The sequence below is a fragment of the Oerskovia sp. Root22 genome (genome assembly GCF_001429135.1).
Lineage (GTDB): Bacteria > Actinomycetota > Actinomycetes > Actinomycetales > Cellulomonadaceae > Oerskovia > Oerskovia enterophila.
The window spans coordinates 504996-520691 of sequence record NZ_LMIL01000007.1 but is presented as its reverse complement, the minus strand read 5'-3'; the positions used below and the strand labels follow the sequence as shown (position 1 = coordinate 520691).

The window sequence follows — 15696 nt, the reverse complement described above, 5'->3', positions numbered from 1 at the left end:
CGCTGTCATGCCATGCAAAGGTGCAGAACGCCCAGCACTGACGCTGGGTACACCGAGCAGCCCACGCCGTGGTGGGCAGGAGGGCGAGCCGTATGACTCCTCGTCAGCACGCGACAACTCGTTCGAAGCAGCACCGTCGGAGCCCGATCCCGTCGACCGCCCTGGCGCTCGCGCTCCTCGTGGGGGCCGCGCCCGCAGCGACCGCGATCCCGGCCGCGGGCGCGGCGCCGGCCGCCGCCCCGACTGCGGTCCAGGCCGAGGTCGGCCCCGTAGACCAACCCCTCGTCTCCTACGTCAACCCGTTCATCGGGACCAAGGACGACGGGAACACCTACCCCGGGGCGAGCGTCCCGTTCGGCATGGTGCAGTTCTCGCCCGACAACGGCCACAACGTCGGGTACGACTACGGGCGCGACCGCATCCGAGGCTTCTCGCTCGTGCACCTCTCGGGGGTCGGGTGCGGGCTGGGCGGGACGCTTCCGGTCCTGCCCACGACAGGCGACGTCACCTCGACCGACTACGGGCAGTACGCCCTGAAGTACTCGCACGACGACGAGGAGGCCTCGCCCGGGTACTACCGCGTAGGGCTCCAGGCGTCGGCGGGCACGATCGACGCCGAGCTCACGGCCGGAGAGCACACCGCGGTCCAGCGCTACACGTTCCCGTCGACCGACAAGGCGAACGTGCTGATCAACACCGGGCAGGCCCTCAACCGGGTCACCGGTTCGACCGTGACCGTGATCGACGACCGCACGGTCGAGACGACCATCACCCAGCGCGGCTTCTGCCAAGACACGCAGCCCTTCACGATCCACACGCGCACGACCTTCGACCGCCCCTTCACGACCTACGGCACCTGGCAGGGCGGCGCCGTCACGGCGGGCGCGGCGACCGCCACGGGCGACGGCCGCGTGGGCGCCTACCTCCGGTTCGACACCACGGGCGGCGACCTCGACGTCGAGGCGACCACCTCGATGAGCTACGTCGACGCGGCCGGGGCGGCCGCGAACCTCGACGCCGAGGAGGGCACGTTCGACGAGGCTCGCACCGCCGCGACCGCGGCATGGGAGGAGCGGCTCGGGTCGGTCGCCGTCCAGCGCGGCGCCGAGGACGACCTGCGCACGTTCTACTCCTCGCTCTACCGGAGCTTCCTGGCCCCCAACACGGGCACCGACGTCGACGGGCGCTACCGCGGCTGGGACCAGGAGGTCCACGTCGCCGAGGACTTCACGTACTACCAGAACTTCTCGCTGTGGGACACGTACCGCACGCAGCAGCAGTTGCTCGCGCTGCTCGCCCCGCAGGAGTCGCAGGACATGGCGCTGTCCGTGGTCCGCGCCGCGGAGCAGGGCGGCTGGCTGCCGCGCTGGGGGTACGGCACGGTCGAGACCAACATCATGACGGGCGACCCGGCCACGCCCTTCCTCGTGAGCGCATGGAGCCAGGGGCTGCTCGCGGGGCACGAGGAGGAGGCCTACGCGGTCCTCCAGCAGAGCGCCGACAACATGGCCCCCGCCGACTCCCCGTTCAACGGGCGCGCGGGCAACGACACGTACCTGGCGAGCGGGTTCGTCCCGCACGAGCCGGGACGTTCGGGCAAGCCCGGTGACTACGACCTGCAGCACGGCGGTTCGGCCACGCTCGAGTACGCGCTCTCGGACGCGATGCTCGCGACCATGGCACGGGGCCTCGGCCACGACGAGGACGCCGACCGCTACGCCGTGCGCGGCCAGAACTACCGTTCGGTGTTCGACCCGCGCACCGGGGCCTTCCGCGCCCGCAACGCCGACGGCCTGTTCGTGGGCGACCCGGACCCGGCCAAGAGCGACGGGTTCCACGAGGGCACCGCCGTCCAGTACCAGTGGCTCGTCCAGCAGGACGTCCCGGGCCTCGTCGACCTGATCGGCGGCACGGACCCCGCCAACGAGGCGCTCGACTCGTTCTTCGCCTACGACCAGCTGCTCGTGGACCCCGAGAAGACGGCCCGCGAGGTGTGGGTCAACGGCACCTACTCCTACTACGACCAGGACACCTACAACCCCAACAACGAGCCCAACCTCCACGCGCCGTACGTGTACCTGTGGACCGGGCAGCCGTGGAAGACCAACGACGTGGTCCGCGCGGCCCTGACCCTCTTCACCGACGGCCCCGACGGCGTCACGGGCAACGACGACCTGGGCACCATGTCCGCGTGGCACGTCCTGTCGGGGCTCGGGATCTACCCGATCGTGCCCGGCACGGACACGTGGGGCCTCTCGACGCCCCTGTTCGACGACGTCCGGATCGACCTCGACGAGTCGTTCTACCCTCGTAGCGAGCTGCACATCACCGCCCCGGGGACGTCGACCGAGAACCGCTACACGGCCTCGGTCACCGCAGGGGCCACCGCGGTGGACCGCGCCTACCTCACGGGCCCGGAGCTGACCGCGGCGGGCACCCTGTCGTTCGCCACGAGCGCCGAGCACACCGCGTGGGCCACGGGGCCCGACGCCGCGCCGGGCGCGGTCGACCGGGTCGACGCCGAGGTCAGCCGCCTGTTCGCGGGCCTCTCGACCGCGCACCCGGTCATCCGGCCGGGCGCGACGGTCGACCTGGTGGCGAGCGTCGTCGCGCAGGGCCCGGGTACCGTCTCGGGCGAGATCCAGGTGACCGGGAGCGACGCCGTCCAGGTCCAGGACGGCTCGGGCCCGTGGTCCGTCGTCTCGGACGGCCTGCCTGCCACGAGCGAGATCCCGCTGAGGCTCTCGGCCGCGCCGGGCGTCGCGCCCGGCGCGTACCCCGTCACGGTCGTCGTGACGGACGCCGCGGGGCACGAGGTCTCCCGCGAGGTGACCGTCGTCGTCGCGCAGGAGTCGTGGCTGCGCAGCAGCTTCGACAACGCCGGGATCGGCGACGCCGGTGCGGCCAACGCGAACTTCGACGGGCAGGGGGCCTACCTGCTGCGCGACCTGCTCGCCGAGCAGGGCGCGGTCCAGGGCGTGCCGGGACTCGTCCCGGGCACGCAGCTGGGCTACGTGCTCGCGGCCGAGGAGCCGGGTGCGCCCGACAACGTCCGCGCGAACGGTCAGGTGCTCGACGTCCGCGCGAGCATCGGCACGGCACGCCAGGTCTCGCTCGTCGGCTCGAGCAACAACGGCACGCACGGGGGCGACCTGGTCCTGGGCTTCACGGACGGCACGAGCCAGACGTCGCGCGTCGAGCTGAGCGACTGGTGCACGGGGTCGCCCGTGGCCGGCAACATCCTCGTCGCCAAGGCGGGGGCACGAGGCAGTGGCACGGGGACGCAGCGCATCGGCTGCGGCCTGTACGCCACGGCTCCGGTCGCCGTCCCCGAGGGCAAGGCCCTCGCGACGATCACCCTGCCGCGCGCGACCAACATGCACGTGTTCGCGGTGGCGAGCGATGCGGTGGTGGTGGGGCCCGCGTTCGACGTGGTGGTCTCGGCCAGGGCGCAGTGCGTGGCGGGGCGTGTGGTGGTCTCGGTGCGTGCGGTGAGCGCGGAGGAGCTGCCGGTGGACGTGAAGGTGACGTCGGCGTTCGGCAGCAGGTCGTTCGTGGGGCTGGCGCCGGGCAAGAGTGCGTCGGCGTCGTTCGCGACGCGTTCGGGCGCGGTCGAGGCCGGCCAGGTCACGGTCGTGGTCTCCCAGGACGGGCGGTCGCAGGAGGTCGTGGCGTCCTACGACGCCACCACCTGCGACTGACCCACCACGGGCCCGCCCGGGGAGAGGGAACCCCGGGCGGGCCCGTCGGCGCGCCCCGCCCGACGCGCAGGACACGGGCGGGCGCGCCTCGGTCCGCCGGTGCGACCGGCGTACCGCAGCAGCACGTCACGAGGTCAGGGACGACCAACGAGGGAGCAGAGCGTGAGAACAGCACGAGGCAGGACACGAAGGGTCGTCGCGGCGCTCGCCGCGGCAGCCGTCGCGGGCGCGGGGCTCGTGGGCGGGGCGGCGGCCGCCGCCCCGGTGGCGCAGGCGGTCGGGGCGTCCGACGCCGGGCTCGTGACCGACCCGGTCGACCTGGTCGACCCGATGGTCGGTACGGGGCAGGCGAACGGCGTCGTGGGGGAGATCAACAACTTCCCCGGACCGTCGATGCCGTTCGGCATGATGCAGCTCTCGCCCGACACCCAGGTGTCGGTCGGGAACGGCGACCGGGCGTACGCGGGGTACCGCTACTCGCACCAGGCGATCCGCGGGTTCTCGATGAACCACGCGTCGGCGGGGTGCTGGGTGTTCGGCGACGTCCCCATCCTGCCGGTCGCGGGGGACGTGGGCAGCGCGCCGTGGGACCGCAAGGAGGAGTTCTCGCACGACCAGGAGAGTGCCGAGGTGGGCCGGTACGCCGTGACCCTCAAGAGCTCGGGCATCGAGGCCGAGCTGTCGGCCGCGACGCGCTCGGGGGGCATGACGTTCGAGTACCCGCAGACAGGGGACGCGCAGGTCATCGTCAACCCGGGCGGCTCGCTCGGCACGGTCTTCGGGTCCACGGTCGAGGTCACCGGCAGCCGCACCGTCACGGGCTCGGTGTCGAGCGGTGGGTTCTGCGGCAAGGGCAACCGCTACACGCTCTACTACGCGGTCGAGTTCGACCAGGACTTCTCGTCGTTCGGCACCTGGGAGGGCACGACCCTCACGACGGGTGACCGGTCGGCGCAGGGCCGACGCGCGGGAGCGTGGACGACGTTCGCGCCGGGTTCGACGGTCCAGGCCAAGGTCGCGATGTCGTACGTGAGCGTCGAGGGCGCGCAGGCCAACCTCGCGGCCGAGATCCCGGGCTGGGACTTCGACGCTGTCCGCGACGACAACCGTGCGGCCTGGTCCGACCTGCTGGGCAAGGTCCAGGTCGCGGGCGAGGACGCGGACGACAAGACCATGTTCTACACCTCGCTCTACCACTCGATGATGCACCCCAACACGTTCGACGACGTCGACGGGCGTTACGTCGGGTTCGACCAGCAGATCCACCAGGTCGCCGACGGCCGCACCCGGTACGCCAACTTCTCGGACTGGGACACGTACCGTTCGCTCGGTGCGCTCCAGGCGGTGCTCGCTCCTGAGCGCGCCTCGGACATGGCGCAGTCGCTCGTGAGCTCGGCCGTCGAGGGGGGCTGGCTCCCGCGCTGGCCCGTCGCCAACGGGTACACGGGGCAGATGACGGGCGACAGCTCGGTGCCGCTCATCGCGAGCATGTACGCGTTCGGTGCGCGAGACTTCGACGCCGAGACGGCGCTCGAGTACATGGTCAAGGGCGCCACGACCGAGGGCCGGACCCCGAGCGGGTACGTCCAGCGGCACGGGATCGGGACCTACCTCGAGCGCGGGTACGCCCCGCAGACCGAGGAGTTCCGGGGCGACCACCGCGTGGTCGGGGCGTCCATCACGCTCGAGTGGTCGGTCGCGGACTTCGCGATCGGTCGTCTCGCGGGGGCTCTGGGCCAGGACGAGACCGCGGCCGAGTACCAGGCGCGCGGCCAGTACTGGCAGAACATCTTCGACCCGAGCACGAGCACGGTCGCGGCCCGCAACGCCGACGGCTCGTTCGTGGTCCCGGACGGCAGCGGCGGGTTCGGGCAGGAGGGGTTCGACGAGGGCAACGCCGAGCAGTACACGTGGCTCGTCCCGCAGAACGTCGCGGCGCTGACCGAAGGGCTGGGCGGTCGGGAGGCCGTGGCCGAGCGCCTCGACCGGTTCACCACGACCCACAACTCGGGTCCCAACGAGCCCCGGCTCTGGATCGGCAACGAGCCGAACTTCGGCGTGCCGTGGCTGTACGACTACGTGGGTCAGCCCTGGCGAACGACCGAGCTGGTCGACGAGATCACCGCGACCCTGTTCTCCCCGACTCCGGACGGGAAGCCGGGCAACGACGACCTGGGCGCGCAGGCGGGCTGGTACGTCTGGGCCGCCGCGGGCCTGTACCCCACGACGCCCGGGACCGACGTCCTGGCGATCAACACCCCGCGGTTCGACCGGGTCGTGATCGACCTCGGCGACGGCAAGACGCTCGACCTGCGGGCGCCCGGCGCGTCGACGGGCCAGCGGTACATCACGGGCATGACGGTCGAGGGGCAGCCCTGGGACAGGACCTACCTGCCCGAAGGCCTGATCCACGAGGGTGGTGTGGTCGAGCTGGCCTTGTCGGCCGAGCGCGACACGACCTGGGGCACGTCGCCCGAGGCCTCGCCACCGTCGTTCCGCGAGGGCGAGCAGGGGCTCGTCGCGAACGCGGGGAGCGCGCTCGTCTCGGTGGCTCCGGGCGGCACGGCGACGTCCCCGGTCGACGCCCAGCTCTTCGGGGACCTCGACGCCCAGGTCACGGTCGCGGTCGACGCGCCCGCGGACATCACGGTCACGGGCGAGACCCTCGTGCCCGACGGCGCAGGTCACCTGCGCGGTGACCTCACCTTCGCGGTGGGTCAGGACGTGCCCGAGGGCTTCTACGACGTCGAGGTCACGCTCACGGCCGGAGGCACCGAGAGGCGTGTGCCGGTCACGGTGCGGGTCGCGGCCGAGGGCAGCCTGTTCGCGGCGTTCGACACGGTCGGGAGCGCGAGCCAGGCCCAGCGGGCAGGTGCCAACTTCGACGGTGCGGGGAACTCGTTCTCGCGCGAGGCGCTCGCACAGGCGGGGCTCACGCCGGGGTCGGCGCACGACGTCGGCGGCCTGCCGTTCGTCTGGCCCTCCTCGCCCGAGGGCCGACCGGACTCGCTCACGCTCGACGGCGAGACGATCGTCCTGCCGGCACCGAGCGCGGGCTTTTCGCTCGTCGGGGCTGCGACCAACGGGACCCAGCAGGGCCAGGCGACCGTGACGTTCCAGGACGGGACCACGGCCACGACGACCGTCGGGTTCGGCGACTGGGTCCTGCCGAGCGCGGACGGGAGCCCCGTCCTGGGGAACGCGGTGGTCGCGCGCATGGACCGCCGCAACGGGGACAAGGACAGCGCGTTCGTGTTCTCCACGGCCCCCTACGTGGCTCCCGAGGGGAAGAAGATCGTCTCGATCACCTTCCCGCGGAACAAGGATCTGCACGTGTTCGCGGTGGCGAGCGATGCGGTGGTGGTGGGGCCGGTGTTCGACGTGGTGGTCTCGGCCAGGGTCCAGTGCGTTGCGGGGCGTGTGGTGGTCTCGGTGCGTGCGGTGAGCGCGGAGGAGCTGCCGGTGGACGTGAAGGTGTCCTCGGCGTTCGGCAGCAGGTCGTTCGTGGGGCTGGCGCCGGGCAAGAGTGCGTCGGCGTCGTTCGCGACGCGTTCGGGTGCGGTCGAGGCGGGGCAGGTCACGGTCGTGGTCTCCCAGGACGGGCGGTCGCAGGAGGTCGTGGCGTCCTACGACGCCACCACCTGCGACTGACCCACGAGCCGGGAGGGGTGCTGGTCCGGACGCGTCCCGGACCAGCACCTCCCCTCGTCGTCCGCGGGGGCCGGGCCCCGACGGGACCCGCTGGTCTCGCCGGGACCCACGGGAGGTCCCGTGGCAGTCTGGGCGCATGGTGACCGACCGGCGCGCGGACGCGCCCCGCTTCCACCCCGAGACCGCGGCCGAGTGGCGCGCGTGGCTCGTCGAGCACCACGACGACGAGGTCCCCGGGGTCTGGGTCGTGCAGTGGCGGCGGGCCAGCGGTCGCGCCCCGATCGACTACGACGCGCTCATCGAGGAGGCGCTGAGCTTCGGCTGGATCGACGGGACCGTGCAGACGATCGACGACGACCGCTCGATGATGTGGCTCACACGCCGGCGCCCCGGCAGCCGCTGGACGCGCCTGAGCAAGGAGCGGGTCGCGCGGGCCGAGGCGGACGGGAGGATGACCGACGCGGGGCGCGCGGTCGTCGAGGCCGCGCAGGCCGACGGTTCCTGGACGAGGTACGACGACGCCGAGGCGCTGGTCGTCCCCGACGACCTGGCCTCGGCGTTCGCCGCCGTGCCGCCTGCCCGGGAGCACTGGGACGCCTTCCCGCCCGGGGTGCGCCGACTCGTCCTCGGCTGGATCGCGGACGCCCGGCGGGCGCCGACCCGCGCCGCCCGGATCGCCGAGACCGCGCAGAAGGCCCAGCGCGGCGAGCGCGCGCACGAGCAGCCGCGCTGAGTGCCCGTCGCGACAAGGACCACCGCGAGAGGTTAGCGTCCTGCGGACGGCAGAACCGCCGTCGGGCTGGAGGAACCCCATGGACGTCCTGCAAGAGGCGCTGATCGACCCGGTCAGCAACTTCCTGTACTCCTACGTCCTGATCTACGTCCTCATCGGCGCGGGCATCTACTTCACGGTGCGCACGCGCGCCGTCCAGATCCGGATGTTCGGGCTCATGTTCCGGCTGGTCGGCGGCTCGACCGGCGCGGCCGAGGGCGGCATCTCGTCGTTCCAGGCCTTCTGCGTGGGTCTCGCCTCGCGCGTGGGCACGGGCAACATCGCGGGCGTCGCGATCGCGCTGACGCTCGGCGGGCCGGGCGCGATCTTCTGGATGTGGTGCGTCGCGCTCATCGGCATGGCCACGGCGTTCGTCGAGGCGACCCTGGGGCAGATCTTCAAGGTCCGTGCCGACGACGGCTCCTTCCGCGGCGGCCCCGCGTACTACATCCAGCGCGGACTGGGCTCGCGACGCTGGGGGATCGTGTTCGCGATCCTGCTGATCTTCGCGTTCGGCTTCGCGTTCAACATGGTGCAGGCCAACACGATCAGCGAGGCCCTGGACAACGGGCACGCCGTCTCGCCGGGCTGGACCGCGGTCTTCCTCATGATCCTCGCAGCGCCCGTGCTGTTCGGCGGGGTCAAGCGCGTCGCGAAGGTCGCGGGTGTCGTGCTGCCGATCATGGCGGGCATCTACGTCCTGCTCGCGGCCACGATCATCCTCATGAATCTCGGCGCCGTGCCGGGCGTGGTCCGGCAGATCGTCGAGGGCGCGTTCGGGCTCGACCAGGCCGTCGCGGGCACGGCCGGGGGGATCCTCGCGGCGCTGCTCAACGGGGTCAAGCGTGGCCTGTTCTCGAACGAGGCCGGCATGGGCAGCGCACCGAACGCGGCCGCGACCGCGACGGTCTCGCACCCCGCCAAGCAGGGCCTGATCCAGTCGCTCGGCGTGTTCGTCGACACGATCGTGGTGTGCTCGGCGACGGCCTTCATCATCCTCATGGCGGGACCCGAGGTGTTCGACCCGGGGAGCACGACCGACGCGGCCGGGGCCTCGCTCACGCAGGAGGCCGTCGCGGCCCAGCTCGGGTCGTGGACCGTGTGGCCCATGACGATCCTGGTGTTCGTCTTCGCGTTCTCCTCGGTGCTCGGCAACTACTCGTACGCCGAGGTCAACCTGACGTTCCTCGGCATCCGCGCCAAGGCGCTCACCGCGCTGCGCACGCTCGTGCTCGCGGCGATCGGGATCGGGTCGCTCGTCGAGCTCGAGGCCGTGTGGGCCGTCGCGGACGTCGCCATGGCGCTCATGGCTCTCGTGAACCTGGTCGCGATCACGCTGCTGGGCCGGTGGGCCTTCGGGGCGCTCAAGGACTTCGAGCGCCTGCGGGCGAGCGGGGCGGGCGACCGGTTCGTCGGGGTCGGGAACCCCGACCTGCCCGGGGACGTGCCGGGCGACGTGTGGGCGCCGGTTCAGCAGGACTCGAAGGCGTAGCCCGGGTCGTCGGGCGTCGAGAGCGCGCGGTCGCGTCCCACGACCGAGACCCCGCGCGCGCACGCGTCGGCGAGGCGGGCGGAGAGGTCCGGCTCGTCGTCGTACTCGATCTCCAGGACGCGCGTGCCGTAGGCGGCGGCGTAGTCGCCGCACTCGTCGTGGACGGCGCAGTCCTCGGCGACCACGAAGTCGAAGCCGAGCGCTGGACCGTCCTCGCCCAGCTCGACCGTGTTCTTCTGCCCGATCGCGAGTCCTCGCGCGTGCGCGCGGTCGATCAGCAGCGCGGCCAGGGCGAGGTTGTCGTCGCGCGTGAGCGCCCCCGACGAGCGGGTGAACGAGTCCAGGTTGTCGGGCTCGACCGCGTCGAACCCGGCGTCCGCGCACGCGTCCACCTGTGCGCCGACGACCTGCGCGATCTCGCGGCGCGCGGTGTCGGTCGAGGTGTCGAGGAGCAGCTCGTCGGGCCAGCCGGGGTCGGCGACGGGTTCGCCGTCGTCGTCGCGCAGGACCAGGTCGGGGTGGTCGCGCAGCCAGGTCTCGCTCTCGCCGGGCTGGGTCTGGAACCCGTTGACGTAGCAGACGTCGTAGCCCTCGCCCGCGGGGGAGTCGGTGACGTCGCGGACGACGACGGTCACGCCGTCGGGCGGCGGGTAGGCCCCGCCGAGCTGGTAGTCGAGCCGGGCCCCGGCGGGCGGGGGAGCGGGTGCCGCGCCCTCCTGCCCGACGGCGTCGCTCACCGAGGTGGTCGGCTCGAGGTCGTCACGGGCCGAGGTGGGCGCGGGCGCCGGAGCGGTGCACCCGGCGAGGAGAGCGAGGGCGAGGGCCGAGAGGGCGAGCGGGAGCGCGGAGCGGGTCGGGAGCACGGGACCATGCTCGCACCGGGCACCGGTGCGCAGGGGTCCCGCGAGGCACGGCCGGCCGACCCCCGCAGAACGCGGGAGCCGGCCGGCCGAGGTGCAACCGACCGGTGTCAGCCGATCTTCGTCGTGAACCCCGCGGTCGTGCCGGCGAACTCGACGGAGTCGGTCGGGGTGAGCGTCGCGGTGACCTGGACGGTCGCACCGCTCACGCCGAAGGGCAGCGACTGGGGCAGCGTGACCGTCGTCGTGGCACCCTTCGCGACGGGGACGCTCGCGGTCGTCAGGAATATCCCCGAGACGACCGTGACCTCGACCGTCCCGGCCACGGACGCGTTGGCGGTCACGCGCGGCTTGGCGCCCGTGCGCAGCGAGGACGCGGCGAGCTTGAGCGTCGTCGGCGCCTTGGTCACGGTCACGGTGCTCACGGCCGAGGTCGTCGAGGACTTCCCGGCCGTGGCGACCACGCGGTAGCGGTGCTGGTCGGTCGTGGCCGAGACCTTCTTGAGCAGGAGGTTCTTCGACGTCGCACCGGCGATGTCGGTCCACGCGTCGGTGCCCGCAGCGGCGGTCTGCCACTGGTAGGCGACGCGGGGAGCGGGCGTGGCCGTCGAGGTCGAGACGGCAGTCGAGGAGATCGTCACGTTCTTGCCCGACTCGACCGTGACGGCGGCGGCGGGCTGCGTCGTGAACGTCACCTCGCTCGGGACGGCGACGCCGGCCTCGGTGACCCACTTGGTGCCGTCGTCGCGCTTGGTGACCGTGAACTCGTCGTAGACCGCGCCCACGGGAAGGTCGGTGCTCGCGCCCGCGACCTTCTCGGCGATGTAGGACTTGTAGGTCAGGGTGTCCGCCGTGACGTCGACGACCTGGTAGGTCGTGATCTTCTCGCCGCGCAGCACCTGGGTCGCGCCGTTGTTGGTCCAGACGTTCTTGTCGGGGGCCGCGAGGTCGTAGTGCTTGGCTCCCGAGTTGGACACGATGTAGACGGGGCCGTCGGTCACGCCCTCGGTGTCGGTGCGGTCCTCGTCGTTGTAGCCGCGCGCGTAGGTGTGGTCGTGACCCATCATGACGAGGTCGATGTCGTGCTCCTGGAACACGGGGACCCAGTACTTGCGCAGCACGGGTTCGTCACGGCCCGACGACGTCGAGTAGACGGGCTGGTGGAAGGTCACGACGTTCCACTTCGACGGGCTCTCGGTGAGCACGGTGTCGAGCCACGCGGCCTGGAACTGGGTCCAGAGCTCGGCGACCTTGGCCTGCGGGCAGTCGGTGCCGGTGCACGCGGGCAGCGCGTCGGGCGTGAGGAACGCGGTGTCGCGGGTCGCGTTGATCGTGATGAAGCGCATGCCCTGGTAGTCGGTGAAGTACACGGTCTCGGCCGCGAACTCGCTCCAGTGCGCGAAGTAGGCGGCGTACTGGCGGGCCACGGGGGTGTCGCCCACGGCGAGCTGTGCGAGCTCGCCGACGGTCTCGGTCGTGGGGTTGTTGAGCGGGTACTCGAAGTTCGCCTTCCAGGCGGCGAGCTTCTTGTCGCCCGAGTACTCGTGGTTGCCGGGGGCGGCCATGACGTTGCTGGTCGCCGCGGCGTCCTCCATGCCCTTGAACCAGTTGACCCACTGGGTCTCGTTGCTCGCCGAGTCGATCAGGTCGCCCGCGTGGACCGAGCCGATCGCGTCGGGGGCCGTGGCCTGCGCCTGGGCGACGACCTTGGGCCACGTGCTGTCGAGGCCGATCTGCGCGTCGCCGTAGTAGATGAAGGAGAAGTCCGTCTCGGCCGGGTCGGCCGTCCCGAAGGTCTTCCACCCGGTCCATGCGCCGGGCACGCCGACGCGGTAGGAGTACTCGGTCGCGGGCTTGAGGCCGGGCACGGTCACCGAGAAGTGCTGCTTGGCGTTGCCGTTGACGGCGCCAGCGGCGTAGGCGCGCAGCGTGCGGGTCGCGCCGCCGGAGGCGGGGCGGATCTCGACCTGTCCCGTGGTGTCGGCCTCGCTGCCCGCGAGCCACGAGATCGACTGCGAGGTCTCGGGCGTCTCGGTCGGGGTGAGGATGACGCGGGTCGGCGGGGCGACCACGACCGGGGCGTCCTCGGCGACCGGCGTGAGCGAGGTCAGGTCGAAGTAGACGTCCGAGCTCGACGCGCGGTCCTGGTAGAGCGCGACCGCGATCGTGTTGGTCCCGTCGAGCAGGGCCTCGGGGTCGAGGTCGAACGAGGCCGCGATCGGGTCGGAGGCGCCCGAGCCCGCGTACTGCAGGTTCGTCGTCGTGCTCGTGACGCGCTCGTCGTGGAAGCCGGCGACCTTGGCGCCGTTGACGTAGACGACCAGCCCGTCGTCGTAGACGACGTTGCCGACGACCTTCTCGAGCTCGTCCGCCGTGTCGGCGTCGAACTCGAACGTCGAGCGGAAGAAGAACGTGGGGACGTCGGTCGTGGTCCCCTCGATGTACTGGGTCAGGAGGGTCGTGGGGGTGTGCGGCCCGACGGCCGCGAGCTTGCCGCCCTTGGCCCCGAACGACCCCTTGGCCGACTTCCACGCCGAGGCGTCGTAGGCGGGCTGGGTCCACGACAGCAGGTTCTCGGGCGTGCCCGGGTCCGTGTTGTCGTCGAGGTACTTCCAGGTGGTGTCCGCCGTGGTGAGCAGCGGTGCGGGGGGTGCGGTCGCCGCGGAGGCGTCCTGGGTGGGGGTGGCGGCGAGCACGAGCCCGCCGACCAGGGTGAGGAGGGCGAGCGCGGGCACGCTTCTCCGCACCGGGCGGACAGGGGTGTCCATCGTCTGCGTCATGTCAGTCCTTCGTCCGGTCCCGCGCGCGAGCGCGGCAGCTGGGCGGCGCGACCTTGGCGCCGTCCCGATCCCACCTGACCCGGGTGGCTACGGGGTGAGCCGACGATGAACGCGAAACGTCCGCTTCGTGCCCATTCCCTGCCCGACGGCGTGGCGCGCCTCGCGCGTGGCGGTGCGCCCCGTCGTCGGGCAGGGGAGGGGGGAGCGTCTCAGCCCAGGTCCCAGAGCAGCCGGTAGTAGGCGATCCGTTCCTCGTCCGGTTCGATGCCGTAGGCGTCGTAGACGATCCGGTCGTAGCCGGGCCCGTAGTTCCACTCGGTGCTCCAGGCCGCGACGGCCAGGTCGGCCCAGCGGTCGGCGACTCCCAGCGAGCCGAGGTCGACGTGCGCGGCGAACGACCCGTCGGTGTGCACGAGCGTGTTGGGTGCGCACGCGTCGCCGTGGCACACGACGAGGCGGTCCACGGGCGGCGCGAGGTCGAGCCGGGCGCGGGCCTCGGGGACCGTGAGCGCTGCGTGCTCGGGGAACCACTCGGTGGGGCCTTCGCCGTCGGCGATCCGTTCGTCGGCGTGCGCGACACGCTCCTCGACGCTCCAGGTGAAGGGGCAGCCCTCGACGGGCAGGGCGTCGTGCAGGACGCGGAGCCCGTTGCCGATCGCGGCTGCCGCGGTGGCGGGCTCGGCGACCCAGCGCGGGTCGACGGCCGAGGCCGCGTCGATGGCCTCGGTCACGAGCCAGGTGCCCAGCTCGTCCTGCCCGGCGTCCAGCACATGGGGCACGGCCGTGTGCTGCGACGCCCACGCGAGCCGCTCTGCCTCGGCGAGGAGGTCGATCTCGGGTGTGCCCGCGGCGACCCACTTGACGTACCGGTCCGTGCCGCCTGTGCCGCTCGTGCCCCAGCGGAACGTGAGCCCGCCGAGGTTGTTCCGCCACACCGGGACAAGGTCGCCGCCCCCGGCGGCGTCGACGAGAGAGCGGACGGCGGGTGGCACGGGCACGGGGCCGGTCGGGATCATGGCAAGGGGCGGACGCGACATGCCCTGATCCTGCCAGGACCCGCCCCGTGCCTCATGACTCGCCGGGCTTCGGTGGTGAGGGAGCCCGGGGAGGGCCGGCCCCCGGTGGTGCAGGTACCCAGGGTGGGATGTGTTTTCTGCGTAGCCACCACAATTGTGGTGGCTACGCAGAAAACACTCCCTCCCCCTGGGCTGCGGAACAGCCCGGCGTGCCTCGCCGGTGGTCTTCGGGGAGCACGAGGGATGCGGACGAGCGAGTGCGCCCGTCAGGCTGGACTGATCTCGAGCCGTGAGGGTTCGGGAAGCTCGGTCGGCCTGTCGTCGCTGACACGACCCCGATCCGTGGTGTCCCTCAGCCCAGCAGGCGCTCGCAGGCCTCGAGCAGCCGGGAGCGCAGCACGGCCGAGCGCTCGGCGAACCCGCGCTGCAGCCGCACGTACTCGGCCTTCCCCTCGGGCGTCTCGATCGCCACGGGCGCCTCGCCGTAGGACGAGACGTCGTAGGGGCTCGCCCTCATGTCGACCCAGCGGATGTCCCGAGCGAGCTCGAACGCGTCGAGCACCAGACCGCTCGGCACCGCGGGGGACAGCTTGGTCGCCCACTTGTAGAGGTCCATGTTCGCGTGCAGGCAGCCCGGTTGCTCGAGCGCCGGCTGAGTCTCCCGGGTGGGCTGCAGCCGGTTGAGGCTCACGGCCTCCGGGGTGAAGAAGCGGAACGCGTCGAAGTGCGAGCACCGCACCGGGTGCGACGCGACGACCTCGTCCGTCCCCTGTGCCCCGAGCCGCAGCGGCAGCGGGTGGCGGTGGTCACGCCCTTCGGCGTGGTCGCGGTAGACCATGGCCCACTCGTGCAGCCCGAAGCACCCGAGCGTTGCCGGGCGCGACGCCGTAGCAGCAAGCAGCACGCGCGCGTAGCGCACGGTGTCGCCCCGGTCGGCGAGGAACGCCTCGACGTCGAGGCTCACCCGGCCGGCCGCGTCGGCCCGGTGCCACCGCCAGTCCGTACGCTCGGCGAGAAGGGGAGCGACGTCGTCGGGCGTGCCCTCCTTGCCGGGAGCGAGCGCGACGCCCGCACCCGGGTGCCAGCGGCGCAGCTGAGCCGGGCGCGTGGGGTAGTAGGTGAAGAGGAAGTCCTCGACCGCGTGCTTCTCGCCCTGGGCCTTGCGCTCGCGCCAGCCCGCGGTCAGGGCGTCGGCACGCGTGGCATGCGCCGCAGCGAGCGGGAGCCACGTGTCGCTGCCCAGGACCTGCCCGACGGCGCCGCGCACCTCGGGCGCGAGGGCGCGGTCGGAGACGTCGAGGGAGGGCATGGTCCCAGGGTAGGCGGCTCGGCGAGCGAAGTTCACCCCACCAGCAGGAGCGGAACGGCGCGAGGACACGAGAACATGGCACCAGGGTCCAGCAATCGCGCCGGACCGCAGGGGG

General features: G+C 72.3%; 8 protein-coding genes. 4 read left to right on the top strand and 4 right to left on the bottom strand.

Translation table 11 applies throughout. From position 1 onward, the window contains the following. The first annotated feature begins 92 nt into the window (after positions 1 to 92). The 4 genes from ASE15_RS07265 to ASE15_RS07250 all read left to right on the top strand — a co-directional run bounded on the left by ASE15_RS07265 (position 93) and on the right by ASE15_RS07250 (position 9616). Positions 93 to 3701, top strand: a complete 3609-nt coding sequence (locus ASE15_RS07265; RefSeq protein WP_082618269.1) for a GH92 family glycosyl hydrolase — start codon at positions 93 to 95, stop codon at positions 3699 to 3701. A gap of 162 nt (positions 3702 to 3863) precedes the next feature. Next, positions 3864 to 7352 carry a GH92 family glycosyl hydrolase gene (locus tag ASE15_RS07260; RefSeq protein WP_082618268.1) on the top strand — a complete coding sequence of 1163 codons (3489 nt, stop codon included), beginning with the start codon at positions 3864 to 3866 and terminating at the stop codon, positions 7350 to 7352. 136 nt (positions 7353 to 7488) lie between these two features. Then, on the top strand, positions 7489 to 8085 hold the full coding sequence (locus ASE15_RS07255) for a YdeI family protein (RefSeq protein WP_056762457.1): 597 nt from the start codon (positions 7489 to 7491) through the stop codon (positions 8083 to 8085). A 79-nt stretch (positions 8086 to 8164) separates the two neighbouring features. Next, entirely contained in the window at positions 8165 to 9616 is a 1452-nt protein-coding gene (locus tag ASE15_RS07250; RefSeq protein ID WP_056762454.1) for a sodium:alanine symporter family protein, read from the top strand. On the opposite strand, the gene ASE15_RS07245 is transcribed toward ASE15_RS07250, so the two are convergent. From ASE15_RS07245 to ASE15_RS07230, 4 genes are all read right to left on the bottom strand, one after another. Beyond that, on the bottom strand, positions 9595 to 10479 hold the full coding sequence (locus ASE15_RS07245) for an endo alpha-1,4 polygalactosaminidase (protein ID WP_056762452.1): 885 nt from the start codon (positions 10477 to 10479) through the stop codon (positions 9595 to 9597). The genes ASE15_RS07250 and ASE15_RS07245 overlap by 22 nt on opposite strands. A 107-nt stretch (positions 10480 to 10586) precedes the next feature. After that, complete coding sequence (locus tag ASE15_RS07240; protein ID WP_056762450.1) at positions 10587 to 13256, bottom strand: metallophosphoesterase family protein; 2670 nt, start codon at positions 13254 to 13256, stop codon at positions 10587 to 10589. A 209-nt stretch (positions 13257 to 13465) separates the two neighbouring features. Beyond that, positions 13466 to 14293, bottom strand: coding sequence for an aminoglycoside 3'-phosphotransferase (locus ASE15_RS07235; protein WP_056762448.1), 828 nt, complete (start codon positions 14291 to 14293; stop codon positions 13466 to 13468). Between the two features lie 331 nt (positions 14294 to 14624). Further along, positions 14625 to 15581, bottom strand: a complete 957-nt coding sequence (locus ASE15_RS07230) for a 3-methyladenine DNA glycosylase (protein ID WP_235534226.1) — start codon at positions 15579 to 15581, stop codon at positions 14625 to 14627. Between the last annotated feature and the right edge of the window lie 115 nt (positions 15582 to 15696).